Source organism: Paraburkholderia pallida (genome assembly GCF_004524855.1).
GTDB lineage: Bacteria > Pseudomonadota > Gammaproteobacteria > Burkholderiales > Burkholderiaceae > Paraburkholderia > Paraburkholderia oxyphila.
This window is the reverse complement of record NZ_CP038150.1, coordinates 1,806,028-1,832,976: the sequence shown is the minus strand read 5'-3', so window position 1 is coordinate 1,832,976 and position 26,949 is coordinate 1,806,028. Positions and strand designations below refer to the sequence as shown.

The 26,949-nt window shown below is 62.7% G+C and carries 24 protein-coding genes; 3 read left to right on the top strand and 21 right to left on the bottom strand.

All coding sequences use genetic code 11. The annotated features are described in order from the left end of the window. The first annotated feature begins 71 nt into the window (after positions 1–71). The gene (locus E1956_RS34595) at positions 72–950 is read left to right on the top strand and encodes a LysR family transcriptional regulator (RefSeq protein WP_232072004.1); all 879 of its coding nucleotides are present in this window, start codon (positions 72–74) and stop codon (positions 948–950) included. Between the two features lie 37 nt (positions 951–987). Here the strand turns inward: E1956_RS34595 and E1956_RS34590 are convergent, their stop codons facing one another. Continuing rightward, the gene (locus E1956_RS34590; RefSeq protein WP_167760206.1) at positions 988–2,109 is read right to left on the bottom strand and encodes a porin; all 1,122 of its coding nucleotides are present in this window, start codon (positions 2,107–2,109) and stop codon (positions 988–990) included. A gap of 44 nt (positions 2,110–2,153) precedes the next feature. Further along, positions 2,154–2,705, bottom strand: a complete 552-nt coding sequence (locus E1956_RS34585) for a hypothetical protein (RefSeq protein WP_197732945.1) — start codon at positions 2,703–2,705, stop codon at positions 2,154–2,156. A 432-nt stretch (positions 2,706–3,137) separates the two neighbouring features. Between E1956_RS34585 and E1956_RS34580 the strand changes: the two genes are divergently transcribed. After that, positions 3,138–4,385, top strand: coding sequence for a LysR family transcriptional regulator (locus E1956_RS34580; protein ID WP_134757647.1), 1,248 nt, complete (start codon positions 3,138–3,140; stop codon positions 4,383–4,385). A 72-nt stretch (positions 4,386–4,457) separates the two neighbouring features. On the opposite strand, the gene E1956_RS34575 is transcribed toward E1956_RS34580, so the two are convergent. From E1956_RS34575 to E1956_RS34520, 12 genes are all read right to left on the bottom strand, one after another. Next, positions 4,458–5,165 carry a substrate-binding domain-containing protein gene (locus E1956_RS34575; protein WP_134757645.1) on the bottom strand — a complete coding sequence of 236 codons (708 nt, stop codon included), beginning with the start codon at positions 5,163–5,165 and terminating at the stop codon, positions 4,458–4,460. A gap of 13 nt (positions 5,166–5,178) precedes the next feature. Further along, positions 5,179–5,862 carry a 4-carboxy-4-hydroxy-2-oxoadipate aldolase/oxaloacetate decarboxylase gene (ligK, locus tag E1956_RS34570; RefSeq protein WP_134757642.1) on the bottom strand — a complete coding sequence of 228 codons (684 nt, stop codon included), beginning with the start codon at positions 5,860–5,862 and terminating at the stop codon, positions 5,179–5,181. A gap of 2 nt (positions 5,863–5,864) precedes the next feature. Next, the gene (locus E1956_RS34565) at positions 5,865–6,890 is read right to left on the bottom strand and encodes an amidohydrolase family protein (RefSeq protein ID WP_134757640.1); all 1,026 of its coding nucleotides are present in this window, start codon (positions 6,888–6,890) and stop codon (positions 5,865–5,867) included. A 36-nt stretch (positions 6,891–6,926) separates the two neighbouring features. Further along, entirely contained in the window at positions 6,927–8,276 is a 1,350-nt protein-coding gene (locus E1956_RS34560) for an MFS transporter (protein ID WP_134757638.1), read from the bottom strand. 123 nt (positions 8,277–8,399) lie between these two features. After that, on the bottom strand, positions 8,400–9,725 hold the full coding sequence (locus E1956_RS34555; RefSeq protein ID WP_134757636.1) for a gallate dioxygenase: 1,326 nt from the start codon (positions 9,723–9,725) through the stop codon (positions 8,400–8,402). A 387-nt stretch (positions 9,726–10,112) separates the two neighbouring features. Further along, on the bottom strand, positions 10,113–10,556 hold the full coding sequence (locus tag E1956_RS34550; RefSeq protein ID WP_167760205.1) for a nuclear transport factor 2 family protein: 444 nt from the start codon (positions 10,554–10,556) through the stop codon (positions 10,113–10,115). A gap of 958 nt (positions 10,557–11,514) precedes the next feature. Beyond that, the gene (locus tag E1956_RS34545; protein WP_232072002.1) at positions 11,515–12,657 is read right to left on the bottom strand and encodes a porin; all 1,143 of its coding nucleotides are present in this window, start codon (positions 12,655–12,657) and stop codon (positions 11,515–11,517) included. A gap of 168 nt (positions 12,658–12,825) precedes the next feature. Next, a complete protein-coding gene (locus tag E1956_RS34540; protein ID WP_134757632.1) occupies positions 12,826–15,051 on the bottom strand; it encodes a xanthine dehydrogenase family protein molybdopterin-binding subunit in 2,226 nt (741 codons plus the stop codon). Further along, positions 15,048–15,518, bottom strand: a complete 471-nt coding sequence (locus tag E1956_RS34535; protein WP_134757977.1) for a (2Fe-2S)-binding protein — start codon at positions 15,516–15,518, stop codon at positions 15,048–15,050. The genes E1956_RS34540 and E1956_RS34535 overlap by 4 nt, the downstream gene beginning before the upstream one ends. A 61-nt stretch (positions 15,519–15,579) precedes the next feature. Further along, positions 15,580–16,944: an MFS transporter gene (locus tag E1956_RS34530; RefSeq protein WP_134757630.1), complete on the bottom strand. Its 1,365-nt coding sequence runs from the start codon at positions 16,942–16,944 to the stop codon at positions 15,580–15,582. 19 nt (positions 16,945–16,963) lie between these two features. Further along, complete coding sequence (locus tag E1956_RS34525) at positions 16,964–18,433, bottom strand: benzaldehyde dehydrogenase (RefSeq protein WP_134757628.1); 1,470 nt, start codon at positions 18,431–18,433, stop codon at positions 16,964–16,966. 26 nt (positions 18,434–18,459) lie between these two features. After that, positions 18,460–19,431, bottom strand: coding sequence for an amidohydrolase family protein (locus E1956_RS34520; protein WP_134757626.1), 972 nt, complete (start codon positions 19,429–19,431; stop codon positions 18,460–18,462). A gap of 164 nt (positions 19,432–19,595) precedes the next feature. On the opposite strand from E1956_RS34520, the gene E1956_RS34515 reads away from it, so the two are divergent. Then, positions 19,596–20,054 carry a MarR family winged helix-turn-helix transcriptional regulator gene (locus tag E1956_RS34515; protein ID WP_134757623.1) on the top strand — a complete coding sequence of 153 codons (459 nt, stop codon included), beginning with the start codon at positions 19,596–19,598 and terminating at the stop codon, positions 20,052–20,054. A gap of 18 nt (positions 20,055–20,072) precedes the next feature. Here the strand turns inward: E1956_RS34515 and E1956_RS34510 are convergent, their stop codons facing one another. From E1956_RS34510 to E1956_RS34480, 7 genes are all read right to left on the bottom strand, one after another. Further along, a complete protein-coding gene (locus tag E1956_RS34510; RefSeq protein WP_134757621.1) occupies positions 20,073–20,963 on the bottom strand; it encodes a LysR substrate-binding domain-containing protein in 891 nt (296 codons plus the stop codon). An 80-nt stretch (positions 20,964–21,043) separates the two neighbouring features. Continuing rightward, positions 21,044–22,333, bottom strand: coding sequence for an MFS transporter (locus E1956_RS34505; protein ID WP_134757619.1), 1,290 nt, complete (start codon positions 22,331–22,333; stop codon positions 21,044–21,046). 97 nt (positions 22,334–22,430) lie between these two features. Then, a complete protein-coding gene (gene acdA, locus E1956_RS34500; RefSeq protein ID WP_134757617.1) occupies positions 22,431–23,618 on the bottom strand; it encodes a 3-sulfinopropanoyl-CoA desulfinase in 1,188 nt (395 codons plus the stop codon). A 90-nt stretch (positions 23,619–23,708) separates the two neighbouring features. Beyond that, positions 23,709–24,269, bottom strand: a complete 561-nt coding sequence (locus E1956_RS34495) for a cysteine dioxygenase family protein (protein ID WP_134757615.1) — start codon at positions 24,267–24,269, stop codon at positions 23,709–23,711. A 1-nt stretch (position 24,270) separates the two neighbouring features. After that, complete coding sequence (gorA, locus tag E1956_RS34490; protein ID WP_134757613.1) at positions 24,271–25,665, bottom strand: glutathione-disulfide reductase; 1,395 nt, start codon at positions 25,663–25,665, stop codon at positions 24,271–24,273. 25 nt (positions 25,666–25,690) lie between these two features. Then, the gene (locus E1956_RS34485; RefSeq protein ID WP_232072000.1) at positions 25,691–26,344 is read right to left on the bottom strand and encodes a glutathione S-transferase family protein; all 654 of its coding nucleotides are present in this window, start codon (positions 26,342–26,344) and stop codon (positions 25,691–25,693) included. 126 nt (positions 26,345–26,470) lie between these two features. Beyond that, complete coding sequence (locus E1956_RS34480) at positions 26,471–26,821, bottom strand: RidA family protein (protein ID WP_134757610.1); 351 nt, start codon at positions 26,819–26,821, stop codon at positions 26,471–26,473. Positions 26,822–26,949: the final 128 nt, after the last annotated feature.

The window sequence follows — 26,949 nt, the reverse complement described above, 5'->3', positions numbered from 1 at the left end:
TGCGGGCACGGAAACACCGCGCGCCAGCGCCGCGAGCGGGAGGTTCAGACGAATAGCCGAGGAGACAGAACATGAGCGAAATCCGGATGCTGCGGACCTTTCTGGCGATCGAGCAGCACGGCACGATGGCCGCCGCCGCCGATCGCATGGCGCTGACCCACGCGGCGGTCGGGGCACAGATGCGCACGCTGGAGCGCGTATGCCAGCGCCAGCTATTCGACCGCAGCGGCCGCAGCATCCAGCTCAACGATGCCGGGCGCTCGATCCTCGAGCAGGCGCGCACGGTGGTGGCGGCCTATGACTCGCTGCTTCGCGGCGTTGCCGATACGCACGGCGTCGAGGGCACCGTCACGATTGGTGCAACCGTATCGTCGATGGGTTTTCTCGCCGCCAACGTCATCAAGCTGAAGGTGCCGTATCCCGCCTTGAACGTGCGCCTCACGCATGGCAGCAGCCCCGAGCTCGAGCGTCAGGTGCGCTCCGGCGAGATCGACGCCGCGGTCATCATCAGCGAGCCTCGCACGACGACGCTGCCCGAATCGTGGGAGCGTCTTTACGAGGAGCCGCTCGTGCTGCTGGCCAATCCCGCCATGGCCCCCGACGAGGCCTCGGTGACCTCGCTGCTCAAGCGCTTTCCGTTTATCGGCTTCGAAGCGGCCTCGCTCACCGGCAGGCATGTCACGAGCCTGTTGCGCCGGCTGCACGTCGAAGTCACCCCGGTGCTGGAAATGAATTCGATCGCCGCCATTGCCGATCTGGTGCGGCAGAACGTGGGACTCTCGATCGTGCCGCGCCTGCGGCACGCTGCATGGACCAACGATCCACGGCTGATCGCCAGGTCCATTCCCGGCACGACCTGGCGCCGGCCGGTCGTGTGGTACGAGTTTGGCCGCCAGCCCCGCGCCACGGCAATCGTCAAGAACCAGTTGCTCGCGGCGCTGGCTGAGTAATGCTGTTCGCCATCGTCGTGCCGGATTGAAACACGGCTCAAAACAGATGCCGAATGCCTATTTGCACGCCCGTTTCGTTCTGTCCCGCGTCCGGCGTGAGAAATGAGCCCGTCGTGATGCTGGCCCCCGCCATCTTGAACTGGGCGCCCTTGTAGTTGTTCAGGCGCGAGACCACGCCATACAGGCGCGTGCGTTTCGACAGGTCGTAGTTGACGATTGCGCTCATCTGGCTGGCGTCGTTGCCCAACGACGAACTGTCCTTGATATAGGCATAGCCAGCGCCCACGGAAAGGAACGGGTTGAAGCGGTAGTCGGCCGAAATGGAATAGGTGCTGTGCCAGTTGCCGGGCGTGTTGCCTACCGGCCCCACGGACGGGTCGTATTTGCCGGCGGGATTGCTCAAGGCATTGCCGGTTGTGGCAGAGATCACGTCGTTCGCCCTGAAATAGCCGAAGTAGATCTTGCCCCAGCCATAGTCGTAGTTGCCGCCGGCCATGATTTCCTGAACGCGATTGCTTGTCGTGCTGTTCGCCGCATTCAGGTAGGCCACCGCGACATAGACCGGCCCGAGCGTCGTCTGCACACCGGCCTGATAAACCGCATTGCCCGCGAGCGTTCCCGGCTGCCCGCCGACCGAATAGTGGAGTTCGACCTGGGTCGTCCCCAGCTTCGGCGAAAGATAGCTGATGTCGTTATCGACACGCGCGAGCCAGTTGGCGAAATCGTTGAAGCCGGAGCCGTACGTCGCCGCGCCGAACGCGTCCATGTTGCCGCTCCACGCGAACATCGGCGTATTCTGGCGGCCAAACCTGATTTCGCCATAAGGCGCAGCCACGCCAACCCATGCTTGCCGGTCAAAGAATCGATACGCGTTCTGCTGCTTGCCGGTTCCGGGATCGAAACCGTTCTCCAGATCGAAGGTGGTGCGGTATCCGCCGCCGAGATCCTCCGAGCCGCGTATCCCCCAGCGGCTCGTGAGCTCGCCGTTGTTGCCCAGGGTGGTCAAAGACGTGTTCTTGCCGCCGCTTTTCGCCGATTGGTAGCCGACGAACTCGTCGAGAATGCCGTACAACGTAATCGATGATTGCGCATAAGCCTGCGTTGCGCAGAAGCTTGCAATCAACGTGCCGAATACTACCGCCGTGGTCTTGTTATGCATTTTGTCTCCAGGTCTCTCCATGAACCGCACCGAAATTCGTGTTGTCAGCTTTGAGCGCCCTGATGCGGTGCGAGCATGCGCTTGACGACCAGCGCGAGCGGCACGGTAAAGACAAAATGCGACATGAACCCGCCAATGACCACGTTCGGGTCGAAGTAATTCGGGTGATTGGCGGAAGCGATCATGATGAGGGTGTGCATCACGATCCACGCGAACATCGCGTAGAACAGCGCAATAAAAGTTGCTTCGTAACCGCGGCGGCGAAAGTATGGCCAGATCGCGGCGAACAGGACACCCCACGAAAGCGCGAAAACGAAGTGAATCGCCGTGCCGAGCAAATGCGCCCAGATGCCGAGCTCGTCCTGCACGGCCTTGCCGAATACGAGGCCTGTCGCGTTGCGGGGAATCCCGGCAAGCGGCATCAGGTGCTGCACGCCCACCCAGACCAGCGCCTCGTAGACCCAGATCAGCGCGGCCCCGGTCAGTCCGCCGGCCAGACCTGCGCGAAGGGTCAGCCTCACGCCGGGCTGGTCCGGCACGACGCTGTTGCGCTCACCACCTACATCGCCGTTGCTCATGCTGTAATGTCCACTCACGTTCGCTCTCCTTATCATGTTGGCTCGATGGCCCCGTTTCTGGATGACGTGGCTTGTGCGCTGCCGCAGTACGTGCTGCCTTCCGCTAGCAGAGCGCGCCCCGCATGGACGCAACGATACGAAGTGGGTGGTGTCCATCGACAGCGAGGGTAAACGTGAACGGGCAAGCGATCGCGTCTTTGGAATGCGCCGCCTGGTCCCTGCCGTGCCGGGCATGGCGCGCTGAAAGCCCCGTGCAGCAAGGGTCCGGAAGCTTCCCGCGGTTCCCTCGCGCGTTTGTGCGGCGCCCCCTTGTGCAGGACCTCCGATAAAGAAAAACGATGGCGCGAGAACGAACTCGCAAGTCGGTGCGCGAGCGTGCCTGTCCAGTGCGCTTGCGGCTATACTTCCTGCCAGCCAAGACCGGCGCGATGAGCGTGGCAACCCGGATTTATGAACGATAGCGACCTGCTGAACCTCGCCCATCTCTACGCGGTGCGCCTCATTGCTGAAATGGGCAGCGTGAGCCGGGCCGCCGTTGCGCTGTATCGCGCGCAATCCGCCGTCACGCGAGCGGTTCAGGAGACCGAGTCCGCACTCGGAGAGCGGCTGTTCGACCGCAAGCCCTCAGGCATGTTGCCGACGCCCGTCTGTCGCACGGTGCTCAAGCGCGCGGAGCGTGTTTTCGGAGAACTCGAGGAACTGGCGCGATGGAGCCGGGCCCGGCAGTCGCCAAGGCAGGCGCTCGTGCCAGGCAACTTGCCGCCGTACCTGCTCAACACGCGCCGGCTTCAATTGCTGGTCGCGCTCGCGCGGCACAAGCACATGCCCGGCGCGGCGCGAGCATTCGGAATCACGCAGCCTGCCGTGAGCAGTGCCATTCGCATTCTCGAAAGCGGCGCCGGCATGCCGCTCTTTACGCGAAACCCGCGCGGACTCCTGCTGACGAGCGACGGCGAGACCTTTCTGCTCCATGTGCGCCGCGCGCTGAACGAGTTGCGCCACATTTCGGACGACGTCGCGGCCTTGAAAGGCAGCATTCAGGGCATCGTGACAGTGGGTGCGCTGCCGCTCGGGCGCACGCTGATCTTGCCCGAGGCCATCGCGCGCGTGGTCGGGCAGTATCCGGGCGTACGGGTGGTAACGGACGAAAGCGCATACGAAATGCTGGTGGGCGGCCTGCGGGCGGGGGATGTCGACTTCATCCTTGGTGCGCTGCGCGCAAACGATGCGGCGAGCGGCCTCGAGAACGAGAAATTGATGACGGAGGATCTCGTCGTGCTGGCCCGTCACGACCATCCGCTGGCCCGCGAGCGCAACTTGTCGATCCGGCAGCTAGCGGCGGCGCAATGGATCCTCTCGCGTCGTCAGTCGCCAACGCGCGGCCTGTTCGAAGCGATGTTCAAGCGCGTGAAAGTCAAGCCACCGATGCCGTCCGTCGAATCCGCCGATCTCGCGGTGATACGCGGCTTGCTGCTGCGCACGGACATGCTCGCGGTGCTGTCGGCCCAGCAGTTGCACTACGAATGCCAGTCCGGCCAGCTCGTGGTGCTCGATGCGCCGACACGCGACACGAGCCGCGACATCGGCTTGACGCTGCGCGCCGGCGGGACGCCATCGCCCGCGGCACGCGCGTTGATCGACGCCATTCGGGTCGTGGTGGGCGAGGTCGCCCGGACGACACGCGTCATTCGTCGTTAGGGGTGCCGAAGTTTGTGGGCGCGTGTGCGGCTTCGGTCGCGCGAGGCGAGCGCCTCATGCGGCTCATACGGCTCAAGCCGGTTCCATGCCGTGGAGAAGTTTTGCTGGGCCGGCTTCCGGCGAGGCGAGAAACGCGAGCAACGCCCTGGTGGCCTCATGCCGCCGGCACGGCGCGCACAGTGCAGCCGAAAAAAGCGTCGTGGCCTCGATTTCGGGCGGGAGAGCATCGGTGACATCGATACCCGGCAAATCGATCAATTCGCTTAGCTGCTGAACACCCAGCGCGACCTCCCCGCGCGCCACGAGCGTCCCAACCGGAACCCCGGGCGGCGCCTGCACGATACGCGGCGCGACGCGTTCGGCAACGCCCCACCGCTCGAACAACCGTAGCAGATGCGACCCGCTCGGCCCCGTCGAATAGCCGATGCTACGCGCGGACAGCAAGGCCTCGCGCAGCGCCGTCTCGGTTCCGGTTTCGGGAAGCGGCTCGCCGGCCTTCACCGCGATCGCCATCCGCGAACGGGCGATGCCGATCTGGCTGCCGGGATCGATGCGGCCGGCGGCAGCAAGCCCCTCAAGCGCTTGCGACGCCAGCACGACGAAATCGAACGGCTCGCCCGCAAGGACGCGCCGCGCCGCATCGACGCCGCCGGTGGACTCAATGCGCACCCGCTGCCCCGACTGCCGCTCGTACGCGCCGGCGAGCGCGGTCAGCACGTGGCGCGTCGCCATCGACGAGATGCCGGTGATCGCGTCACCCTCAATGTGTTGCACGTCCATTGCCCGCCCTGCTTCAATCGATGTACCGCAGTCCAGCCTGCTTCAAGGGCTCGCGCATGTCGTACATGTCGAGGCCCAGCACGCCGGAGGCCAGTTTCGCACGCTTGGCCGTCTCATTGGCTTCGCGCGCTTGCGCCTTTTCCAGCACCTCGGCGGCGCGAGCCGCGGGAACGACGGCCACGCCATCGTCATCCGCGACGATCACGTCGCCGGGATTGACGAGCGCGCCCGCGCAGACGACCGGGATGTTGACGGAGCCGAGTGTCGCCTTGATCGTGCCTTTGGCCGATATCGCCTTGCTCCAGACCGGAAACCTCATGTCTTCCAGCACGCGGACGTCGCGCACGCCCGCGTCGATGATGAGGGCCCGCGCGCCGCGCGCCTGGAAGCTCGTGGCGAGCAGGTCGCCGAAGTAGCCGTCGGTGCAATCGGCCGTGACCGCCGCGACCACGATATCGCCCGGATGAATCTGTTCCGCGGCGACATGCATCATCCAGTTGTCACCCGGCTGCAGCAGCACGGTGACGGCCGTTCCGCAAGCCTGTGCGTGATGATAGATCGGGCGCATATACGGCTTGAGCAAACCCGTGCGTCCCATGGCTTCGTGCACCGTGGCCGCGCCGAATGCGCCGAGCCTCCCGGCCACCTCCTTATCCGCGCGCCGGATGTTGCGGTAGACGACTCCCAGCTCATACATGATCAGTGCTCCTTGCTTTCTAGCATGGCATCGAGACGCGGAAACACCCGTCGCGCATTGCCCTCGTAAATCTTGTACCGCTCGCCCGCGTCGAGCGCTGCATCTTCGATATAGCGCTTCGTGTCGTCGAAATAGTGGCCCGTCTCGGGATCGATGCCGCGCACCGCGCCTATCATTTCGCTGGCGAACAGGATGTTGTCCACGGGAATCACGCGCGTTAGCAGGTCGATGCCCGGCTGATGGTAGACACACGTATCGAAGAAAATATTGTTGAGCAGATGGTCTTTGAGCGGTGGCCGCTTGAGCTCCTGCGCGAGTCCGCGAAACCGGCCCCAGTGGTACGGCACCGCGCCGCCGCCATGCGGAATGACGAAGCGCAGTGTCGGGAAATCGCGAAACAAATCGGACGTGAGGCACTGCATGAACGCGGTCGTATCCGCGTTCAGGTAGTGCGCGCCCGTCGTATGGAAGCAGGCATTGCAGCTCGTGCTCACATGGATCATGGCCGGGATGTCGTACTCGACCATCTTCTCGTAGATCGGGTACCAGCTGCGGTCCGACAAGGGTGGCCCGCTCCAGTGGCCGCCCGAGGGATCGGGATTGAGATTGATCGCCACGTTGCCGTACTGCTCCACGCACTTGACGAGCTCGGGGATGCACGTGGCGATATCGACGCCAGGACTCTGCGGCAACATCGCGGCCGGAACGAAATGATCGGGGAACAGCTGGCTCACGCGGAAGCACAACTCGTTGCAGATTGCCGCCCAGGTGCTCGACACCTCGAAGTCGCCGATGTGATGCGCCATGAAGCTCGCGCGCGGGCTGAACACCGTGAGATCGATGCCGCGCTCGCGCATCAGCCTGAGCTGATTGGATTCGATCGATTCGCGCAGCTCGTCGTCGCTGATCCGCAGCTCGGACGCTGCGGGCATCTCCGACGGATTCGCCATGCCGGCAATCTGGCGATTGCGCCACGTTTCCAGCGCCTTCGGCGCCGTGGTGTAATGGCCATGAACATCAATGATCATCTTTGCTCCCAAAAACCGAATTCATTGCACGCGTTTTCAATGGGCGGTATTCGCCTGCACGGTCGGCTCGACGGCACGCGCGCGCTGTGTCAACACGATGGCGATCGCGGCGAGGGTCGCCGGCACGGCGAGCATCGCGAGAATGGCGCCGAACTCCCAGCCGATCCCGAGCAGCGCGCCGCCGACCGCTGATCCAAAAATGCTGCCGAAGCGCCCCATCCCCAGCATCCAGCTCACACCCGTTGCGCGCGCAACCGTTGGATAGCGCCCCGGTGCGTAGGCGTTCAGGCCCGTCTGCGCGCCGCTCATGCAAAAGCCCGCGGCGAAGACCAGTAACGCGAGCGACGAGGACAATGCCCCGATCCACGCGAGGCCGAGCACGCACACGGCGCCCCCCAGGTAAGCGGCGCCGATGACGGGCGCCGGCCGCACCTTGTCCATGAGCCAGCCCACCGCAATGGCGCCGATCGTTCCGCCGATCTGGAACATCGCCGTCACGTTCGCAGCCGTGGTGACGGAGAGGCCTGCGTCCTTGATCAGCGTGGGGAGCCAACCGGTCAGCAGATAGATGACGAGCAGGCCCATGAAATAGGTCACCCAGAGCATGACGGTCATGAAGCCGTAGCCCTGCGAAAAGAGCACGCCGATCGGCTTGCGCGTCGGCAACGGCGGTTCGTTCGAGACGAACACCTCATTGCCCGAAAATCGCATGCCACACACGCGGCCGAGCACCTGACCAATGCGGGCCGGTTGCGCGCCGCGCACCGCCAGCAAGCGTGCTGATTCGGGCAGCAGCCACACCTGTAGCGGGATCAATACGAGCGGCAAGGCGCCGCCGAACACCAGCACCGCCCGCCAACCGTGGACCGGAATGAGCCAGCCGGCCACGAAGCCGATCAGCGCCGAGCCAAGGTTGAAGCCCGTGAACATGAGGGTGATCATCAGGGCGCGTTTGCGCTGGGGGGCGTACTCGGCCAGCAGCGTCGTGGTATTGGGCATCGCCGCGCCAAGACCGATACCCGTCAACAGACGCAGCACGGCCATTTGCACCGGCGAGGCGGCATGGGCGGTCGCAATGGTGAGGATGCCGAAGAAGAAAACGGACAGGATCAGAACCGGCTTCCGTCCGAACCGGTCGGCACTCGGGCCCGCCGCCAATGCGCCGATCACGAGGCCGATGGGGGCGGCGCTCATCACGAGGCCGAACGCGGGCCGCGAAATGGCCCAATCATGAATGATCGAAGGGGCGACAAAGCCCATGATGGCCACGTCCATGCCATCGGCGACGACCACGAGGCAACACAGTGCCACCAGCAACCACTGGTAGGCCGAGATCGGCCTCTCATCAATGAAGGACTTGATATCGATTGTTTTTCCGCTTGTCATCACCTGTCTCCTTGGTCTATGGCGACGCACCGGCTGACCGCCCGGGCTGTCTTTGCGATCCGATCCGGTCACTCGCGAGCACGTAGCGCGGACGCTCGGGGGGCCTAGGCGTCCTTGCGCCTTTCAACGCTTTTGAGCGCTTTCTTGGTGCTTGTCCCGCGCGGTTGCCTGATCCCAGCTCAGATTTCCGGCGGCGTTGCCTGCCACGGAATACAGGGCGCCAGGGGCGTTGCGGGTGCGCTGGAACACTTCCAGCGTTTCCCCGCGCATCGCGGCGTAAATGTGGAGGTTCGACACGCCCGTCACCGCACCGAGCTTCTCGAGCATGAAGAAGATGACCCCGTAATGGAGCAAACCGCGCCAGTCGCGCCGGCGGATCATGTCGCGCTCTACTTCGGTGAGACGTGCGGCTTCGAAGCTCGCCTCCGGGTCGCTGAGGAATTGCTTGCGATGGGCCGGCTCGATCATGCGATGCAGGTAGTCGTTGATCCGGAACGCCCTCACCGCGACCTCCAGCGTGAAAGGCCAGGTGCCCTGCAACTTTTCGATGCCGGCCAATTGACTCGCCATGCGATTGCGGTGCCGCTCGAGGTTGGCGGGCGCTGCGTCGTCCTCCAGGCCCTCGTAGATGGCCGTCGCTATGCCGGTCATGGATGGCAGGTAGTAGCTGCGATGCTTGCAAACGACACCGGCCGGCAGCGCGCCGCGCATGGCGAGCCACATGACGACCTCGGCGCCCTCGAAGCCGCCGCGCTCGGCGTATTCGGCAAGGGTGATATCGGCCAGTTGCTCGGGGTCGCGCTCGAAAAGATCGAGGAAACGCTGGTCCCATTCGGGATTGTTGAAGCCCGCGCGCTCGCCGTGGACCTGGTGGGACAGACCGCCTGTCGCGACGATCGCCACGCGCAGATCTTCCGGATAGCTTTCAATCGCGCGCCGCAGCGCCTGGCCCAGCTTATAAAACCGCCGCGCGCTGGGAATGGGCATCTGCAGCACCCCCATCTGAAGCGGAATCAGCTTGACCGGCCATTCAGGCTCGTGCGGGCAGAGCATCGAGAGCGGAGAAAAGCAGCCGTGATCGAGCGGCCGGTTCTGGAAGAAGGCCATGTCGAATTCATCGGTCATCAGCGAGTGGCCGATATGCGCGGCCAGCGCCGGATGTCCCTTGATCGGCGGCAGATCGCGCGCGCCGCCGCCCTCGTCGGCGACCTTCCACTCCTCGCCGACGCCCAGCGTGAATGCCGAATAGTGGTCGAAGAAAAACGAGGTGACGTGATCGTTGTAAATGAGCAGCAAGACGTCGGGCCCCTTTTCGGCCAGCCAGGACGCTACGGGGGCAAAGTTTTCGAAGATCGGCGCCCAGACCGGGTCGTCCTGCTTGTTCTTGTCGAGCGCAAATCCAATGGTGGGCGTATGCGAGGCCGCGATGCCTCCGATAATCTTCGCCATGTCAGTCGTACTCCGTGTGCGGATCGTTGCACGGAGGTTATGTGGGCGGCCCTTGCGTTGGAAGTAGGGGTTAGCGAGATTCGATCGGGAAAAAGTGCCGATTCTGGCCTGTTCTGGCGGGTCACCGGCCGGGTAGAAGCGCCGAAACCCCTTGCCAGGCCCGGAAAAGGCAAGATCCGGTGGACCTCAAGCCGAGGCGCACCGGAAAAAGACAGGGATAAAGGAATTCGATAGCGGAACAATGAAGTCGCAAGACGCGACGGAAGATTGCGTCCGCATTGCGGGACTGGCCGGTGCCGGCACGGCATTCGGTGGCGTGACGGGCGCGCTGCCGGCTTTGAGCGAAGCGCGTTCGCGCCTTCGAGCGCGAGCTTGGTGCCCCTGTTATTACCAGGAGCGGTTCTTTCCCCAGAGGAACCGGTCAGCGTCGTGCCCTGCGTAATCCGGGTCGAGATAGATGTGCAGACGCTGGATGAGTCCGTCGTTGCCGAATTCAAAGACATTGCAGAAGCGGCCGCCGGGCGTCTCGCCACCCTGCCACGCGGTGCCATCGCTGTGCACGCCCCTGGTGAGGCCCTCGGCCACGACAAAGTTGGGGCCCTCGAAGAAGTTCATTGCGTTGTGGTCGTGTGAGACCGAGTTGACTGTGGCCCCTAGCCCGCCCGCGAGCTCCGCAAGCTCGGCCTTGCCTTTGCCCACACCGAATTTTGGAAAATAGAACTGGAAATCGTCCGCGAACAGATCGAGCATGTCTGCCTGTCCTGCGTCCAGGCGAACGAAATATTCCTTTACGGTGGCGAGATTTCTCGAATCGCCGTTCTGGGGTGCCATGTCGAACCTTTTCATCAGACTATGCGGTTGCTGGGGGCGCGAGACGTGCGCCGGGTGATCGGCAGCAAGACGCCCGCTATGGCCGCTGCGATCGGCGCTTGATGCTCGGTGGATTTCCGCTTAACTATACACTCGTAAAATTTTAATGGCAATGGGGCAAGGTTCATTTGTTGTGGGTAATACGGCCGGTGGCCTTAACCTGTTTTCGCGGCGGGCCGCAGGCGTTGCCCCTGTGCGGGGCGGCACCTACTTTTCTTTGCAGCCGCAAAGAAAAGTAGGCAAAAGAAAGCGGCTCACACCGCTAGTGTGACGCAGTCCACCACTGCCCTTCTTATCGGAGCGGCTCCGGGGCATCCGTCACCTCGCACACTTCACGTTAGTGACAAAGGGCTCATCCTTCCCGCCGCGCGCTACGCGCGGGCGGAAGGGTCTGCAAGAAAACCGGGCGGGCTGCCGATTGCGTTAGGGATGCCACCAGGTAATTACGTGGCGGTGCTGACCGGTAAATGCGCTGCAGAGCTAACCGTTGAATGCACTGGAGTGCCAATCAGTGAATGCGTTGGGATGCTAATCGGTTAACGCACGGGCGTGCTGGCTGGCTGGCGAATGCGTGGGCAAGGCGCCGAGCGAATATATTTTAGAGCGACGAACGCGTGTGCATCCCACTGGTTTTGGACATGCCTCACGGCGCGCGCAGCGCCGCCGGATGAATGAGTCCTTAGTCACTCCGGCGAGTAGCAAGTGATGACAGACGCCCCGGAGCCGCTCCGATATACAGGGCAGTGGTGAACTGCGTCACACTGGCGGTGTGAGCGGCTTTCTTTTGCCTACTTTTCTTTGCCGCGGCAAAGAAAAGTAGGTGCCGCCCCGCACAGGGGCAACGCTTGCGGCCCGCCGCGAATACAAGTTAAGGCCAACACAGGACCCACCAGCATGGTCCAATGCGCCCACACCGCATTCAAAACAGGTGCCGCATCCCCACCATAGCACCGGTCTGCCCAACACCCGGCAACGGCGTGGAAGCAGGCGGCACTGTGCCGCCATCAATCGTAAACGCACCGTTACGCTGGTTAAACACATGCCCGGCCGTGACATACACCGAGGTACTCTTGGAGAAGAAGTACATAGCCCGCGCCGCAATGACGGAGCCCCCTGCGTCCTTATTGCTCACGGTAATCTGCCCAAACTGCGCATCGAGCGAAAAATCGGGTCGCACGAGATAGTTTCCGCCAATCCACCAGTAGTTACTGGTCGCATCGAAAATGGTAGGCGTCTGCTCTCCATGATTAATCCGATGAAGGAAACCCGCGCCAATAGTCGCGTTACCAAACTTCGCAAAACCGTCGATAACGGCACGCGTATCGGTCTGCGAGCTAAGGGGCAACGGCGAGCCCGCGCCACCGCCACCATAGTTGCGATCGAAGGCCGCCGCGACGCCCCATTTCCCCGCGTCGTACTTCACCATGGCGGACATCGACTTGCACGCCCGCCAGTCGGTGGGCGACTCCCCAGCGCAACCACCCGCCGCCGCGCTGTCCACGGCGTCACGCCCGAACGAATACGTCGCGGCCACGGTCAATCCCGATGACGTGAAGTTGTAGGTGATCGCATTGTCGACGCGCGGCTGGGTCAGGTAAGGGTCCAGGTCGGCCGCGGCGTAGATGTTCGGCGCCAGCGTGTCGCCCGTCAACACCGTCCAGAAGATCTGCGAATATTGCCGGCCGAGCGTCACCGTCCCCCACGGTCCAGAAAGACCGGCATAGGCCTGCCGGCCAAACAGACGCCCGCCCTGATTCAGCGAGCCCTGCGAAGGCGCGAATCCCGATTCCAGCACGAAGACGGCGCTGAGCCCCCCGCCCAAATCCTCCTTGCCGCGAAGGCCCCACAGCGAGGGCAGCGAAGCCGTCAGCGTCGGCACGCGCACCACGCTGGACTTTTTGGGCCCGACATTCGTCACGTATTCGACACCCGTATCGATCACCCCGTACAAGGTCACGGAGCTTTGCGCGTGAGCCGCGCTCGCGAGGCCTGCCACCAGCATCGCGAGTCCGCACCGTGCCACGCGCCGACGCGCGCGGCCCGCCCTGATTCGATTCGACATGTAACCCATCATCAGCCTCCAATCCATTGCCTTTTAATATTTACAGCGTGGACTTGTTATTTATTCGCACTACGATTTAACTGGCTCGCGCTCCTTTATATAAATACAATTGATATGCGATACTAATTAATATGAAGATACTTACAGACTGGCTGCAGTCCGTATGCGTCAGGTAAGACGCTCCTTGACCTTTGACGGCACCAAAGGAAGTTCGCGGAACCGGGCGCCGCACGCATTCGCCACGGCATTCGTCAACGCAGCGCCCGTCGGACCGAGCGAGCATTCCCCTGCCCCAAGCGACGCTTCATCGTTGCCCTCGAGCAGCACGATATCGACAGGCGGCACTTCCTCGAAAGACAGGATCGGATAGTCCTGCCAATGGCGCGTCGTGATCTCGGTGCGGCTGAACATGACGCGCTCCTTGAGCGCCCAACTCAGTGCCTGAACAATGCCGCCTTCGATCTGGTTCTTCACGCCGTCTGGATTGATCACGCGGCCGACGTCAACGGCCGCGGTGACATTCGTCACGCTGACCGCCCCCGTCGCTCGATCGACAAGGACATCGACGACGGCCGCCACGTAGGCCCCGATGTTCTTGTAGCGCGACCAGGCAAAGCCACGTCCACGCTGGCCGTCGCCCTTCAAGCCGGGCTGCCACCTTGCCTCGCGAGCGGCAGCCTGCACCACGGCAATCGCGCGCGGGTCGCTCAGGTGCTTCAGGCGAAACTCGACCGGATCCGCCTGAGCCGCGAGCGCCAGTTCATCCATGAACGATTCGATCGCGAACACGTTTCCATAAGCGCCCAGCGTGCGCAGCGAACTATTGCGGATGGGCGCGTCCAGAAGCATATGGTTCGTCACCTTCTTGCGCGGAAGGTCGTAGAGCGGCACCGCGTTGCGGTCGCCATTGCCGTACGGCTGCGGAATCCATGCAGGTGGCGCAGGCTGAAATGGCGTCTCGAGAGACCACGCGGCCAGCAGGTTCACGCCACCGGGCTCGCCTGGCCGCATCGCATGCGAATTGCTCCAGACGTCGTAATTCCAGTCAGCAATGCGCCCGTCTTTGGACAACGCCGCTTTCACGCGCATGACCATTGCCGGGCTGATGGGCGACCAGGCGAACTCGTCCTCGCGCATCCATTGCACCTTGACCGGCCGGCCCGCCACCTCGCGAGCCAGCAGCGCCGCGTCGAGCGCCACATCGTCGGCGCCGTTGTGGCCGTAGCACCCCGAACCCGGCGTGTGCACGACATCGACGGCGTTGGCCGGCATGTCGAGCACCTTCGCAAGATCGCCGCGCAAAGGAAACGCGCCTTGCGTGTGCGACCAGACCGTCATATGCCCGTCCTTGAGCAACGCCACTGAGCAGGAAGGGCCAATCGAGGCGTGCGAGAGATAGGGGCGAACGTAGCTCGCCTCCAGTTGCGTCGTGCCATTGACGGCGGGCACGTCCTGGCCCGACACACCGATGACCTTGTCTTCGCTGCGCCACTGCGGCAGCGCCGTCTGGAGGTGGTCCACGTCGGGCAGCGCGACGAAATCCGCACTCCACTGCGCCGCCTCGATCAACGCGCTGCGCGCCGCTATCGCCTGCTCTTCCCGCTTGGCGATCACACCGAGAAAGCTGCCATTGCGAACGACCGAGACCACGCCCGGGAGCTGCTTGACGGCAGCGACATCGACCGAGAGGAGCTTCGCGCCAGACCGCGGGGGCCGCACGATGCGGCCAAACAACATATCGGGCAGACGCATATCCTGAATGAACGCCGCCCCACCCGTGAACTTCGCGGGAAAGTCGATGCGCGGCACCGGCTTGCCCACCAGCTTGTATTCTTCGGGACGCTTTGGCGTGGCTGCGGCCACCTCGCGCGCAAGCAGCGCCTTGTCGTCCCTCACGATGTCTGCGTAGCGCAGGCGCCGGCCGTCGGTGGTCAGAACGACACCTCCATCCACGAGCAGTTCGGATTCCGGAACATTGAGCCGACTTCCCGCGGCCCCTAGTAAAACCGCCCGCGCCTGCGCGGCGGCCACACGCAACGCCGCGCCGGCCTGCTCGATCGACTGGCTGCCGAACGTATAGCCCTCGTTCGGGCTGCGGGCCGTATCCGCGGAGACGATGTGCACATGGGACAGATCCACGTCGAGTTCGTCGGCGGCGATTTGTGCAAGGGCCGTGAGTATCCCCTGCCCCAGCTCGGCTTTACCCGTGAAGACCGTGACCGTGCCCGCCTCGTCGACGCGAATCCAGCCGTCGAGCCGCGGATTCGCATGAAGATCGCGCGGCAGGTCGGGCTCGGCGAACGCAAACTCCGCAAAGGGTGCGAGCGTGAACGTCGCGAGAACCGCGCCGGCCAGTTTGCCGAACGCGCGCCGCGAAAGCCGGACGTTATTCATGCGCGCAACTCCTGCGCGGCGCGCTCGATCGCGCGCACGATCCGGTTGTGCGCGCCGCACCGGCATTTCTGGCCCGCCAGTTCGCGCCGTATGGTTGCCGGGTCCGGATTGGGGTTGCGCGCCAGCAGCGCTTTGGCGGCCATCAGCATGCCGCTCGAACAATAGCCGCACTGCGCGGCCTGTTCGGCGAGAAAAGCCTTTTGCAAGGCGTGCAGCCGTTCGCCCTCGCCCAGGCCCAGGCCCTCGACGGTGCTCACATGGGCCTGGCCCACCGCGCCAACCGGAAATACACAGGAGTACGTTGCATTGCCGCCAACCAGGACCGTGCACGCACCACACTGCGCCTCGCCACAGCCAAACTTCGGACCGTTCAACTGCAGATCGTTACGAAGCACGTAAAGCAGCGGCGTATCCGCAGCGACATCCAGACGGTGGTGCTTGCCATTTACCGTGATAGAAACGGGCATCTCGCCTCTCCTGACTTCCCATTGCTGGGCCACGGCCTGTCGTGACCCACTAGCGTGCGGCTCAGCCGACCTGATTTCTCGCCGCAACGCGGCTGAGCAAAACGAGCATCAGACACGACGCCAGCGCGGGCACCGCTGCCGCAAAAAACAACGCCGTATTCGACCACTGCAGTTTGATCAACTGCCCCGCCACGACCGGGCCGATGATCGAGCCCGCGCGACCGATGCCCAGACTCCAGCCCACACCCGTGGCGCGCAGCGGCGTGGGATAGAGCGTTGCCGTCAGCGCGTTGACCGCCGGCTGCCCGCCCACGATGCAGATTCCGCTGATCAGCACGACGGCGTAGCGCAATCCCGTCGACAGATCGGGGAGTCCCACCGCTGCGACCGAGCATGTCGCCACCAGAAAACTGCAGGCGAGTACGCGATAGAAGCCGAAGCGGTCCATCAACGGTCCCATGAGGAGCGCGCCCGCCGTGCCGCCGATCTGCAACGAGGTGCCTATGAGCACGGCCGTCGAGACGCCGTGGCCGACCCGCAAGGACAGCATCGGCAGCCAGTTCGACAGAAAGAAGAGATCGAGCAGGTTGGCGAAGTTGATGCCCCAGAGCAGCACCGTGGTCGCGCCGCGGCCATGGCGAAAGAGCTCGGCCACCGTGGCTTTCGCTCGCGCCTGCCCGTGCACAGCGAAGCGGGTCTGCGCGCCGATTTGCACGCCCGGCGCGATCTTGCCGAGCCACCGGGCAATCGTTTCCGGGCTGCGCTGCTTGAGCACCAGCAGTTGGAGCGATTCCGGCAGGTACCTCAGCATCGCCGCGGCAATGAAGAGAGGCAGGATGCCGCCGACGAAGAACACCGAGCGCCAGCCCATCTGCGGCAACAGCGCCGCGCAGAGCAGGCCGCCCGCGATGGCTCCGCCCGTGAAGCCGCATGACACCCACGTCATCAGCGACGCGCGGTGCTTCTGCGGGCTGTATTCGCTCACCAGCGCGATGGCGTTGCCCATCACCCCGCCGATGCCGAAGCCGGTCATCAAGCGCATGGCCAGGAACTCCGGCACCGAGTGGACCAGGGTCGTGCCGAGCATGCACAACCCGTAGAACACGGTCGCGCCCACCAGAACGGGCCGGCGCCCCACCTTGTCGGCCATGCCGCCGAGCACGATCGACCCCGCGAGCATCCCCAGCAAACCCGCGCCGAACACCGGCCCAAGCTGCGCAGGGCTGATGTGCCACGCCTGCACGATCGCGGGCGCCACGAAGCCCATCGTCTGCACGTCGAAGCCGTCCATCACCACCGAGCAGCCGATCATGACCATGATCCAGATCTGGAACCTGCTCAGTGGCTGGCTATCGATCAACGCACTAATGTCGACGATCGACGATTGCGCCTCTTGCACTCGCTGCGCGGTTTCGGAAGTCACCATGCACCTCGCGTGGGTTTGTCTAGAACGGATAGGCAGGGACGTCGTCACGGCTCGTCATCCACTGCCATTCCGTGAACTGGTCCGCATTGGTCAGCGTGCTGTAGTTATGCCCGTTGCCGGACAAACCGAGACCGCCCATCGGCCCGAATACTTCGTGCACGACCGTCTGGTCGTTGATATGGACGATGCCGGCGTGCAGCCGGTCGGCGACACGCTGTGCGCGGCGCAGATCGGCGGACACCACGGCCGCCACCAGGCCATAGCCGGTCTGATTGGCGAGCGAGACTGCTTCGTCGTCGCTCTTGACCACCGTGACCGCGGCGACCGGGCCGAAGATCTCTTCCTCGAATACCGGCATGCCAGGCGCTACGTCGACCATGACCGTCGGCGCGAAGAAGAGCCCGTCGCGCGAGCCACCGGCGAGAATCTTCGCCCCCTTGCTCACGGAATCCGCGACGATGCGCTCGACGTTTGCGGCTTGCCGTTCATTGACGATGGGGCCGATGTGAAAATCGCCCTTGAAGGGATCGCCCACTTTTAGCGCCTTCGCTCGCCGCACAAGGCTCGCGATGTAGGCCTCGGCAATCCGTTCGTGAACGAGGTGCCGGCCCGCGGACATGCAGATTTGCCCCTGATGCAGAAACGAGCCCCACGCTCCGGCGCTCGCGGCGGCTTCGACATCCGCATCGTCCAGCACGATATAGGGGTTCTTTCCGCCCAGCTCGAGGTTCACGCGCTTGAGCAGGCCGCCCGCCACCGCGCCGATCTGCTTGCCGACCTGCGTGGACCCCGTGAAGCTGATCATGTTGACAAGCGGATCGCGGACCAGCGCGTCACCCGTTTGCACGCCGCCGGGCAGCACATGGAACAGCCCCTCGGGCAGCCCCGCGGCCGCGAACAGTTGCGCATAGATCGCACCGCCACAGACCGGCGATTGCGGATCGGGCTTGAGCAGCACCGCATTGCCCGTGGCCAGCGCTGGGGCGATCGCCCGCGCCGCCAGCAGGAACGGCGAATTCCACGGCGTGATGACGCCCACCACGCCCAGCGGAATCCTGCGCGCCACGCTGTGCCGCCCCTTCACGTCGCTGGTGGTGATCATGCCGGTGGGCTGGCTGGCCAGCGCCGCGGCCTCGAGAATCTCGCGGATCGCCAGCTCCACTTCGGCATGCCCCTTGGGCCGAATCGATCCGGTCTCCCGAACAATCTGCAGCGCGATCTCTTCACGGTGCTCGCGAATCAGCCGGGCGACCTCGCGCAAGACATCGCCGCGCTGCGGCCCCGGCGTGGCCGACCACGCCCGCTGAGCGTCCCTGGCCATGGCGGCGGCCAACGACACGTCCGCGGGCGAGGCACAACCGATTGCGCCCATTCGCTCGCCCGTGGCCTTCTCCGTCACCTCGAGCACGCCCGCCTCTGCGGTTTTCCATCCACCGCTGTAGATCTTTTCGCGCCACACCTGCACAGGCGCCAACCCGTTAGCTTGCATCAGATCTCTCCCGTTGCCCGCGTGCATCATTGAAGACCGAACAGACGGCGTGCGTTGTCCCGCCCGATCTTCACGCGGTCCGTTTCGCTGATCGAGCAGTGATCGAACCACTGCGACGCTTCATCATGCGTCTCGAACGGATAGTCGACCGAGTACATGATCCGGTCGCTGCCCATTTCGAGCATCGTCGCCAGCAGCGTCTGCGTCCGGAAATTGCCGCTCGTGGTCACGTAGACGTTCTCCCGCAGATATTCGCCCACGCTGCGCTGGCACGGCAGCCCTCGCGGCGCCTTCTGCAGAATGTGGTCGACGCGCCAGACATTGAACGGAATGCCCTCGCCCAGATGGCCGAGGATCATCTGCAACGACGGATTGCGATCGAAGAGACCCGAAGTCATCAGCCGCAACGCATGAATGCTCGTCTCGACCGCGAACGCCCAGGTCGCGGCGGTCAGCCACGGAAAGCCGTCGTAGATCGGTTCACGCGAGGGCAGCGGATCGCGCGGATGCATATAGAAAGGCTTGCCCAGCGCAGCCGCGTTCGCCCAAAAGTCCGTGTATTGCGGCGCGTCGTAATAGACGACGTGCTCCGCATTGCCGACCTGGGAAAAGCCATTCACCATGAAACCGTGGAACCCCAGTTCCTTCACGCAGCGCTCGAGTTCGCGGGCGGCCGCTTCCGGGTCCTGCATCGGCAACGCCGCAAAGCCGCCCAAACGTGAGGGATGACGGGCCACGTGCTCGGCCAGGACATCGTTGGCGCGCTTGGCGACATCGATCGATTCGGCGATGTCTGGAATCCCCTGGATGCCGGGGGAATTGAGCGACAGGATGGAAAACGCGGTTCCACCCTGCTCCATCCGCTCGAGCCGCTGCTGCTCGATGTCCAGCAAATTCGACTTCAACATCTCCCAGACATGGGGGGGTGCATAGCCTTTCGATTGGTCAATCGTCAGATCAATCGCAAAGTGCTCTTCAAGTGCAATCTTGTCTTTCATGAATGTGCTCCAGTTCAGCGGGTTCCGCCTTGCTCGTCTCGTGGAAGACGCAGTACCGGCCAGGGCACCCGTCTTTTACTTGATTATTCAAGTATCTGGGAATGGAGTATAGTTGATTTATCAAATATGAATGCCCCACGTAAACCCTCAGTCCACCGACGACCATGAAGACACCGAAGCGACCGCAGGAACTCGAACTGGCCATCCCCTTCTTGCTCACCCGGGCAGGCGGGAGGATGGGCAACGCCTTTGCGAAGGCGCTCAAGCCCTTTGGCCTGGGTCTCAGCGAGTGGCGCGTCTGCGCTTCGCTGCTCTACGTGCCGCGGCAGACCCTGTCCGAACTGTCCGTGCATGCGACTTCGGACATCTCCGCGCTTTCGCGGATCATCGACCGTCTGGAGGATCAGGATTTGGTCAAGCGGGAGAGAAGCGCGACCGATGGGCGGTCGATCAGGATTGCCCTGACTGAAAAGGGGGAAGAACTGGCCCAGAGCATCGTGCCCATCGCGAAGCGGCATGAAGCGGTCGTGCTGCGCGACTTCGATGCAACCGACGTGCAGGCGCTGCGGGCGATGCTGCTCAAAGTTTACGAGAACGCGGAGGCGCTAGACGATCTGCTGTAGTGTCGTTGTACTGATTATCTACGGCTGCGCCGTCTCAGGATCCGCTAGCAACGTGTCGAACGATGAGACCAGCATGGCCGTCAGGGCAACTCGAGCGTGCGACTTGCGCTCGACGAGCGACACCGGTCGATCGAAATTCGGCAGTCTCACGACATTGAGGTTGGCGCTCTTGTGCCAGCTCGCCCCCTGGATCAGGGGGACAATGGAGACGCCCAATCCCTGGCTCACGAGCGCGGCAATTGCGTCGAGCGAATTGAGCTCCATGGAGGGACGCGTCATGACTGCGCGCTTCATTCTGAACTCGTCGATGAGCCGCCCCGCCCAAGTACTGCGATCGAAGGCAATATAAGGAATTGGCGACGCCAGCGCCTCGCCCACGTCATCGTATGGCGTCTCCGCCGGGGTAATCAGGACGAACGGCTCGCTATAGAGATGGTGGTTGCTCAGATTGATCGGAAACTGTTCAGGCGGTTGCGTCACAATGGCGGCGTCAAGCGATCCCGCATCCACCATGCCCACCAGATCGCTCGAAATGCCCGCGATGATCTTGATCTCGAGATTGGGATTCTCGCGCATCATCTTTCTGAGCAAACGCGGCAGCACCCCCGTAAGCGCACTATTGATCACGCCAAGTGTCAGCACGCCGCCCAAGGCGCCACCATGCTGTAGCGCCTTCATTTCCTCGTAAATGGAGACCATTTGCTCGGCAAGCCGGACCAGCCGATGGCCTGCCGGAGTGAATTCGAGTGAACGCTTGGTCCGGGTGAAAAGACTCAGCCCGAGCTCTTCCTCGATATTCTTGAGCTGAACGCTGACGGCGGCCTGCGATAGATGGACCTTCTCCGCTGCTGCAACGATCGTACCGTAACGGTGCAGCGCCAGAAACGAGTGTAGAGCGCGTATGAGCATTGTCTATCTAAGGCCATCGATCGCTCAATCTTACGCCAGATCGCGCGAAGCGTCTGCACGGCGAGGCCCTGTTTTGCGGCCTATTCGTGCTGGACGCGTCTTCGGATTGAATCCAATTGTGCCGGGGTCCCCCTCGCGGGCAATCTCTTTGATATTGCCGCTGCCATCAGCAGCAGCACGGTTGTCCCGCCGAATGCCGGCCAGTGACTGCCAAAGGTCTCGTATGCCCAGCCGCCGAACCACGCGCTCAACATCGCGCCCACTTGATGGCCCAGATAGGCCCACCCATACAGATATCCTACGAGGCGCACGCCATATTGATCGGCGAGAATCGCCGAGGACATCGCCACACTCCCCGACCACGCCAGCCCGCCGATTGCCGCGGCAGCATACAATTCCCCCGGCGTATGCACGGCAACCAGCGCGATGAAGCCAAGCCCACGCACGAGATAGATCACCGCAAGGATGTCACGGCGCTCGAGCCGATCAGAAAGCTGCCCCAGCAGTAGCGTGCTAAAGATCGCCACGAGGCCAATCAAACCAACACCCAATGAGCTAACCGTTGCGCCGAATCCATGGTCCATGAGCATGGGAACGGCATGCGTTCCAAGCAGATTCATGCTGATGCCGCAAACAAACAGCCCAATCGCGATTTGCCAGAACGGGGCGGTGCCGAGCACCTCCCGTATCGACATCGGTGACGTGCTCGCGGCTGCGGTCGCCCGATTCTCTTCGCGCTGGCCCGCAAGTTGATCCGTCTGCGGTGGCGGATCGTCCTTCATGATGAAAACCGCGACGGGCACGTTGACCACGGCGAAAAAGAACGCGTAGCAAAGTATCGTATGCCGCCACCCGATGTGCTCGATTAGCATCATGAATAACGGCGTCATGACCGCGATGCCCGCCATCGACCCAGTCGCAAGGAAAAATAACGCCATGCCGCGTCTGCGCGTGAACCACTTGCTGATAATGGGCGTCAAGGCTACGGGACTGCACAGGCCGAGCCCCAGGGACATCGCGATTCCATAAGAAAATCCGAAGCTCCCTGGATCGTGCGAGAACACTGTCCCTATCGCCGATAAAACGACAATGGCCGTTCCCGCCAGCAGCACCGTCCGGGTCTGCAGTTTGGCAACCAGATAGCCCGCAAGGGGCATGGCGATGCCGTAGCTCAACATGCCAACAGCGACGATTGCCGATAGCAGACTTCGACCGAAACCCAGATCTTTTGTCATCGGCAAAACGAACGGGCCAATGCCCATTCGCATGCCAACCGTCAACAGTGTCACGACTGCAGACGCAACCACGATGTTCCACCCGAAATACCACGCCGTGGCGCGCGTAGAGCGAGCGCTACGTTCCTTATGCATTGAACCCGCCTTCCTGAAACCAGGTCCGGCAACCATCGCCTGGCAATCCGCCTGCGCGGCTCACGCGTGGATGATCTCTTTACACCGTTCGCCGCAGCTACTTGGCAATATACCCATTGCGAGTCTGCGGTAGCTTCATGCCCAAAATACTGCTGGCAACCTGGGTCCGAAGAATCTGTGCGGTGCCCCCTGCGATCGTAAACATGCGGGCGTCGCGCACGTGCCGCTCCATCGCGTTGTGCCGTCCATAGCCCGACGAACCATAGATCTGCAGCGAATCGTTCGTCACTTTGTTCGCCGTTTCGGCTGCGAAGATCTTCGCCCTTGCCGCCATGGCGATATCGGGGAAGGATTCTCCGCTGCACGCCGCCGCATGCAGCATCAAGCGCGCGGCCTCGAGCTGGATGGACATGTCGCTCATCATCCATTGCAGGCCCTGAAACTCGGCGATCGGCCGTCCGAACTGCTCGCGGTCTTTTGCGTAAGCGACCGCTTCCTCAAACGCGCCCTGCGCGATACCGAGCGCCACCGTGCCCGCCCCCACGCGTTGTGCGTTGTAGGCGTTCATGAGGGAAGCAAAGCCCCGCTTCAGTCCGCCGGGGGGCACGACCAGCATGGATTTGTGCAGTTGGAGGTCGCGGAACTCGATATGGGTCTCGGGAATCCCGCGGACGCCCATCGCGTACAATCGGCGGCCGACTACCAGGCCCTCCGGCGCGCTCCCTTCGCGTAGACATATGAAAGCGCCAATACCCTGATCGACGCCATCGTCAAAAACGCGGGCGAAAATGAGGTGCAGCTTCGAGACGCCGCCGCCGGTGATCCAGTACTTCTCCCCGTTGAGGATATAGTGATCGCCCTTGCGGTCCGCGCGGGTGGTCATCTCGCTTGCGGCACTCCCCGCATTCGGTTCCGAAATGCAGATCGCGGGCTTGTCTCCGCCAAGCACGGCCGCGGCGGCAATTTTCTTCTGCTCGTCGGTGCCATAGCTCATGATCGCGCCGATCGCGCCCATGTTGGCCTCGACCGTGATGCGCCCCATGGTGGCGCATGCCTTCGCCATTTCCTCGATCACAATCACGGTGTCGTGATAGCTGCGCCCCTGGCCGCCATATGCCCTGGGAATGGTCATGCCCATGAACCCTTCCGAGAGCAGGCGGTCCACGTTGGCCCACGGGTAAGCTTCCGTAACGTCGGTATTGGAGGCGGAGGGCGCGAATGCGCGTTTCGCCAGGTCCCTGGCTTTCAGTTGCAGATCCTGCTGTTCGGCAGTCAGCTTGTACATGACGCTTCCTCACACTCTTGATGAATTCGACAAACCGTTCTTGAGCATTGCGCGACAGAACCGGCGTACATTTAATTAGGTATACGAACTCTATACATTCGTATAGCCAGACACGAAATCCTTCATCGCGCCGTTTTCCGGGTCGTACACATGGCGACGGATCTTGCCGATGTTGCCGCCATACGCATGGATGCTGATCGAGACCTTGTCCTCGTAGCCGTTGGAGACCCGGTGTATGTCGCCGAGCGTCGGCGAGACACAATCGACCTGGCCAGGATGCAGTTCTTCATGGTCAAGCAGCTTCATCGGCTTGCCTTCGCCCTGCGGCAAGAACCGTTCGGAGCGCTCCATTCCCCTCAGCATGCCAATCAACGCCCATACCGTGTGGTCGTGAACAGGCGTTTTCTGGCCCGGGCCCCAAACGAAGCTGACGACCGAGAACCTGTCGTCCGGGTCGGCGTACAGCAAATACTGCCCGTAGTACTGCGGATGGGGTTGGGCGAATTCGTCCGGCAACCAGTCGTCCCGTGCGACGAGGTCGCGAAGCAGCTTTCCACCCGCTTCAAGAATACGAGGCTCGTCCTGCGTTCCCGCGTCAAGGATGCGGGTCATGCCTTCGACAAATTGCGTGAACACTGCGGGCAAAGCCATCTCACGTCTCCTTTAGATCTGCTTGAATTTTGCTGGCGATGCCGCCTGCGGTGCGGGTCGGCTCTCGCATGAGGACAAATTCTTCGGCGGATGTCGGGTGCAACGCCATCGTCCGGTCGAAATCCGCTTTCTTGATGCCGGCCGTCACGGCAACGGCCAACGCCTGGATAATCTCTGGCGCGTCGGTGCCGACCATATGGACACCCAATACGCGGCCGGTACGGCTATCGACCACCATCTTCATGCAGGTGCGTTCCTGGCTTCCGATGAAAGCGGTACGCATTGGCCGAAAACGCGCCTCGTAGATGTCGACGGGGCCCATTGCGCCGGCTTGCGTTTCGGTCAGTCCCACGCACGCGGCAGGTGGATCGCAAAAGACCGCACTCGCGATGATGCGGTGGTCCACTTCAGTCGGATGGCCGCCAAATTCCGTGTCCGCAAAGGCCCGGCCTTCGGCGATTGCAACAGGCGTCAAATTTGCGCGGTTAGTGACGTCGCCGATTGCCCATATTCCATTGGCCGTCGTGCGGCTCTGGTTGTCGACGACAATGGCGCCCTTCTCGTCAAGCTGAACGCCTGCCGTGGCCAGACCAAGCGACTCGACGCAAGGTTTGCGGCCCGTGGCATTAAGAGCGGCTTGCGCGTGCAACGGCTCACCATTCGCCCGGTGCAGCACAAAACCGCTCTCGGTTCGCTTGATCGACTGCATTTGCGACCTGGCGGCCACATTGACGCCGCGCGCTTTCAGCCCTTCAGCAACGCTGCTTCGAAGGTCGTCGTCGAAGCCGCGCAGCGGAAGGTCGGCGCGAAACGCAAGGGTCACCGGAACACCGAGGCCGGCCAATATGCTTGCAAACTCGACCGCGATATATCCGCCGCCCACCACGAGAAGCGAAGATGGGAGGCTGCGCAAATCCAGCACGTCGTCCGAGGTCCACGCATGCGCGAACCCCGGCAGCGCCATGCGGTCCGGCGCGCTGCCGGTCGCGATCAGGATTCGCTCCGCACTCAGCGTGCGCCCCGCCACGGCAACGGAATGCGCCCCCGCAATCTGCGCACGGCCGATTTGCACTTCGACGCCCGAATCGGCAAGCATCTTCTGGTAAATCTGTTCCAGGCGGTCCAGCTCGCGCACCTTCGCCTCGGCCCAGTCTTCCATCTGGAAGCGCCCGGAGACACCGGACCACCCATAGCCACTCGCCTCGGCTATGGCACGAGAAAAGGACGCCGCGTACATCATCAACTTCTTCGGGACGCAACCACGCAGCACGCAGGTGCCGCCAATTCGGGAGGCTTCCAGCAGCAACACGCGAGCGCCGTAAGAGGCTGCGCGCCTTGCGGCGGCGATGCCGCCGGAACCCCCGCCTATCACGATGAGATCAAAATCCGCAGACATGAGCCTCCCTGTTTCGATAACGACGTCAGGCCGAGAAAACGGCCATCCCCTTTTTTACAGCCGGGCGCTGGCCGACTAGCTCCAGCCAGTGGTACAAGTTCGGGTAATCGCTCCAGTTGATGCCATGCTTTTCGGACGACACCAGCCAGGGATAGACCGCGATGTCCGCGATCGAATATTCATCAGACGCAAGATAGGCGCGCGAGGCCAGTGCCCGGTCCAACACCCCATGGATACGCCGCACTTCGTTGCCGTAGCGCTCGATTGCATAGGGAATGGATTCAGCGCATGCATACCTGAAGTGATTCGACTGCCCAAACATCGGCCCGACTGCGCTCATCTGGAACATGAGCCACTGAACGGCTTCATGGCGATCACGCGCACTCGCGGGAAGCAGGCGGCCGGCTTTTTCGCTGAGATAGAGCAGGATGGCGCCAGATTCGAACATGCGGATGGGCTGCCCTTGCGGGCCGCAATGATCGACGAGCACCGGTATTTTCTGATTCGGCGTGAGCGCGGAAAACTCAGGCCGGAACTGGTCGCCTTCGCGAATGTTGACCGGATGCAGACGATACGGAAGCTCGCATTCCTCGAGCATGATGTGCACTTTGTGCCCATTCGGCGTCGGCCACGAATAGAGCTCCATCATCTCGATGCCGGGTGTCTGAGTGATCTCCATGTCATCTTATGTTTTCGTAATCGTGAACTAAAGCGCAAATTTGTGGGGCTCAGCATCCGAAGAAATGAATGGTGGGATTCACCCTTCGATAACGAGAAGCGCGAAGCGCTGAGCCCCGTTCGCCGTCTAGATAGCGGCCACCGCCGTGATCTCGAACAGAATACGGGGGTTGGCCATTTCGACCTGGCCGCAACATCTTGCGGGCGGCTCGTCCGTGTCGATCCAGGCGTCCCAGACCGCGTTCATGGCCGCAAAGTCGTCCATCGACTTGAGCCACAGCGTGACGGACAGCACCTTCTTGCGCTCGCTGCCCGAGGCCGCCAGCAGCCGGTCGACTTGCTCGAGCGCCTGGCGGGTCTGCGTGGTGATATCGCCATCGAGATCGGTGCCGATCTGGCCGCCGATATAGAGGGTGTTGCCGTGGACCACGGCGCGGCTGCGGCGGTGGTTGCGATCGTGTCGGGTAATCTGCGACATGGGTTTGCCTCGTGTAATTTGGCTGAACAATGCTAAAGACTACTTATTTATTGACTCACACTCGGTGAGCAGGAACGGCATCAAGATCGCGCACGTGTCTCGTACGCGATTTCACTTCTGAATGCTTG

Coding starts and splice junctions, on each gene's coding strand:
- gorA (WP_134757613.1), bottom strand. CDS start 25,665: ATGTCTGCGGATTTTGATCTCATCGTGATAGGCGGGGGTTCCGGCGGC.
- E1956_RS34495 (WP_134757615.1), bottom strand. CDS start 24,269: ATGGCTTTGCCCGCAGTGTTCACGCAATTTGTCGAAGGCATGACCCGC.
- E1956_RS34535 (WP_134757977.1), bottom strand. CDS start 15,518: ATGCCCGTTTCTATCACGGTAAATGGCAAGCACCACCGTCTGGATGTC.
- E1956_RS34530 (WP_134757630.1), bottom strand. CDS start 16,944: ATGGTGACTTCCGAAACCGCGCAGCGAGTGCAAGAGGCGCAATCGTCG.
- E1956_RS34540 (WP_134757632.1), bottom strand. CDS start 15,051: ATGAATAACGTCCGGCTTTCGCGGCGCGCGTTCGGCAAACTGGCCGGC.
- E1956_RS34565 (WP_134757640.1), bottom strand. CDS start 6,890: ATGATCATTGATGTTCATGGCCATTACACCACGGCGCCGAAGGCGCTG.
- E1956_RS34520 (WP_134757626.1), bottom strand. CDS start 19,431: ATGAAAGACAAGATTGCACTTGAAGAGCACTTTGCGATTGATCTGACG.
- E1956_RS34480 (WP_134757610.1), bottom strand. CDS start 26,821: ATGTCGCAGATTACCCGACACGATCGCAACCACCGCCGCAGCCGCGCC.
- E1956_RS34550 (WP_167760205.1), bottom strand. CDS start 10,556: ATGGCACCCCAGAACGGCGATTCGAGAAATCTCGCCACCGTAAAGGAA.
- E1956_RS34510 (WP_134757621.1), bottom strand. CDS start 20,963: ATGCTCATACGCGCTCTACACTCGTTTCTGGCGCTGCACCGTTACGGT.
- acdA (WP_134757617.1), bottom strand. CDS start 23,618: ATGTACAAGCTGACTGCCGAACAGCAGGATCTGCAACTGAAAGCCAGG.
- E1956_RS34595 (WP_232072004.1), top strand. CDS start 72: ATGAGCGAAATCCGGATGCTGCGGACCTTTCTGGCGATCGAGCAGCAC.
- E1956_RS34590 (WP_167760206.1), bottom strand. CDS start 2,109: ATGCATAACAAGACCACGGCGGTAGTATTCGGCACGTTGATTGCAAGC.
- E1956_RS34485 (WP_232072000.1), bottom strand. CDS start 26,344: ATGGAGATCACTCAGACACCCGGCATCGAGATGATGGAGCTCTATTCG.
- E1956_RS34505 (WP_134757619.1), bottom strand. CDS start 22,333: ATGCATAAGGAACGTAGCGCTCGCTCTACGCGCGCCACGGCGTGGTAT.
- E1956_RS34555 (WP_134757636.1), bottom strand. CDS start 9,725: ATGGCGAAGATTATCGGAGGCATCGCGGCCTCGCATACGCCCACCATT.
- E1956_RS34545 (WP_232072002.1), bottom strand. CDS start 12,657: ATGTCGAATCGAATCAGGGCGGGCCGCGCGCGTCGGCGCGTGGCACGG.
- E1956_RS34560 (WP_134757638.1), bottom strand. CDS start 8,276: ATGACAAGCGGAAAAACAATCGATATCAAGTCCTTCATTGATGAGAGG.
- E1956_RS34580 (WP_134757647.1), top strand. CDS start 3,138: ATGAACGATAGCGACCTGCTGAACCTCGCCCATCTCTACGCGGTGCGC.
- E1956_RS34575 (WP_134757645.1), bottom strand. CDS start 5,165: ATGGACGTGCAACACATTGAGGGTGACGCGATCACCGGCATCTCGTCG.
- E1956_RS34525 (WP_134757628.1), bottom strand. CDS start 18,433: ATGCAAGCTAACGGGTTGGCGCCTGTGCAGGTGTGGCGCGAAAAGATC.
- E1956_RS34515 (WP_134757623.1), top strand. CDS start 19,596: ATGAAGACACCGAAGCGACCGCAGGAACTCGAACTGGCCATCCCCTTC.
- ligK (WP_134757642.1), bottom strand. CDS start 5,862: ATGTATGAGCTGGGAGTCGTCTACCGCAACATCCGGCGCGCGGATAAG.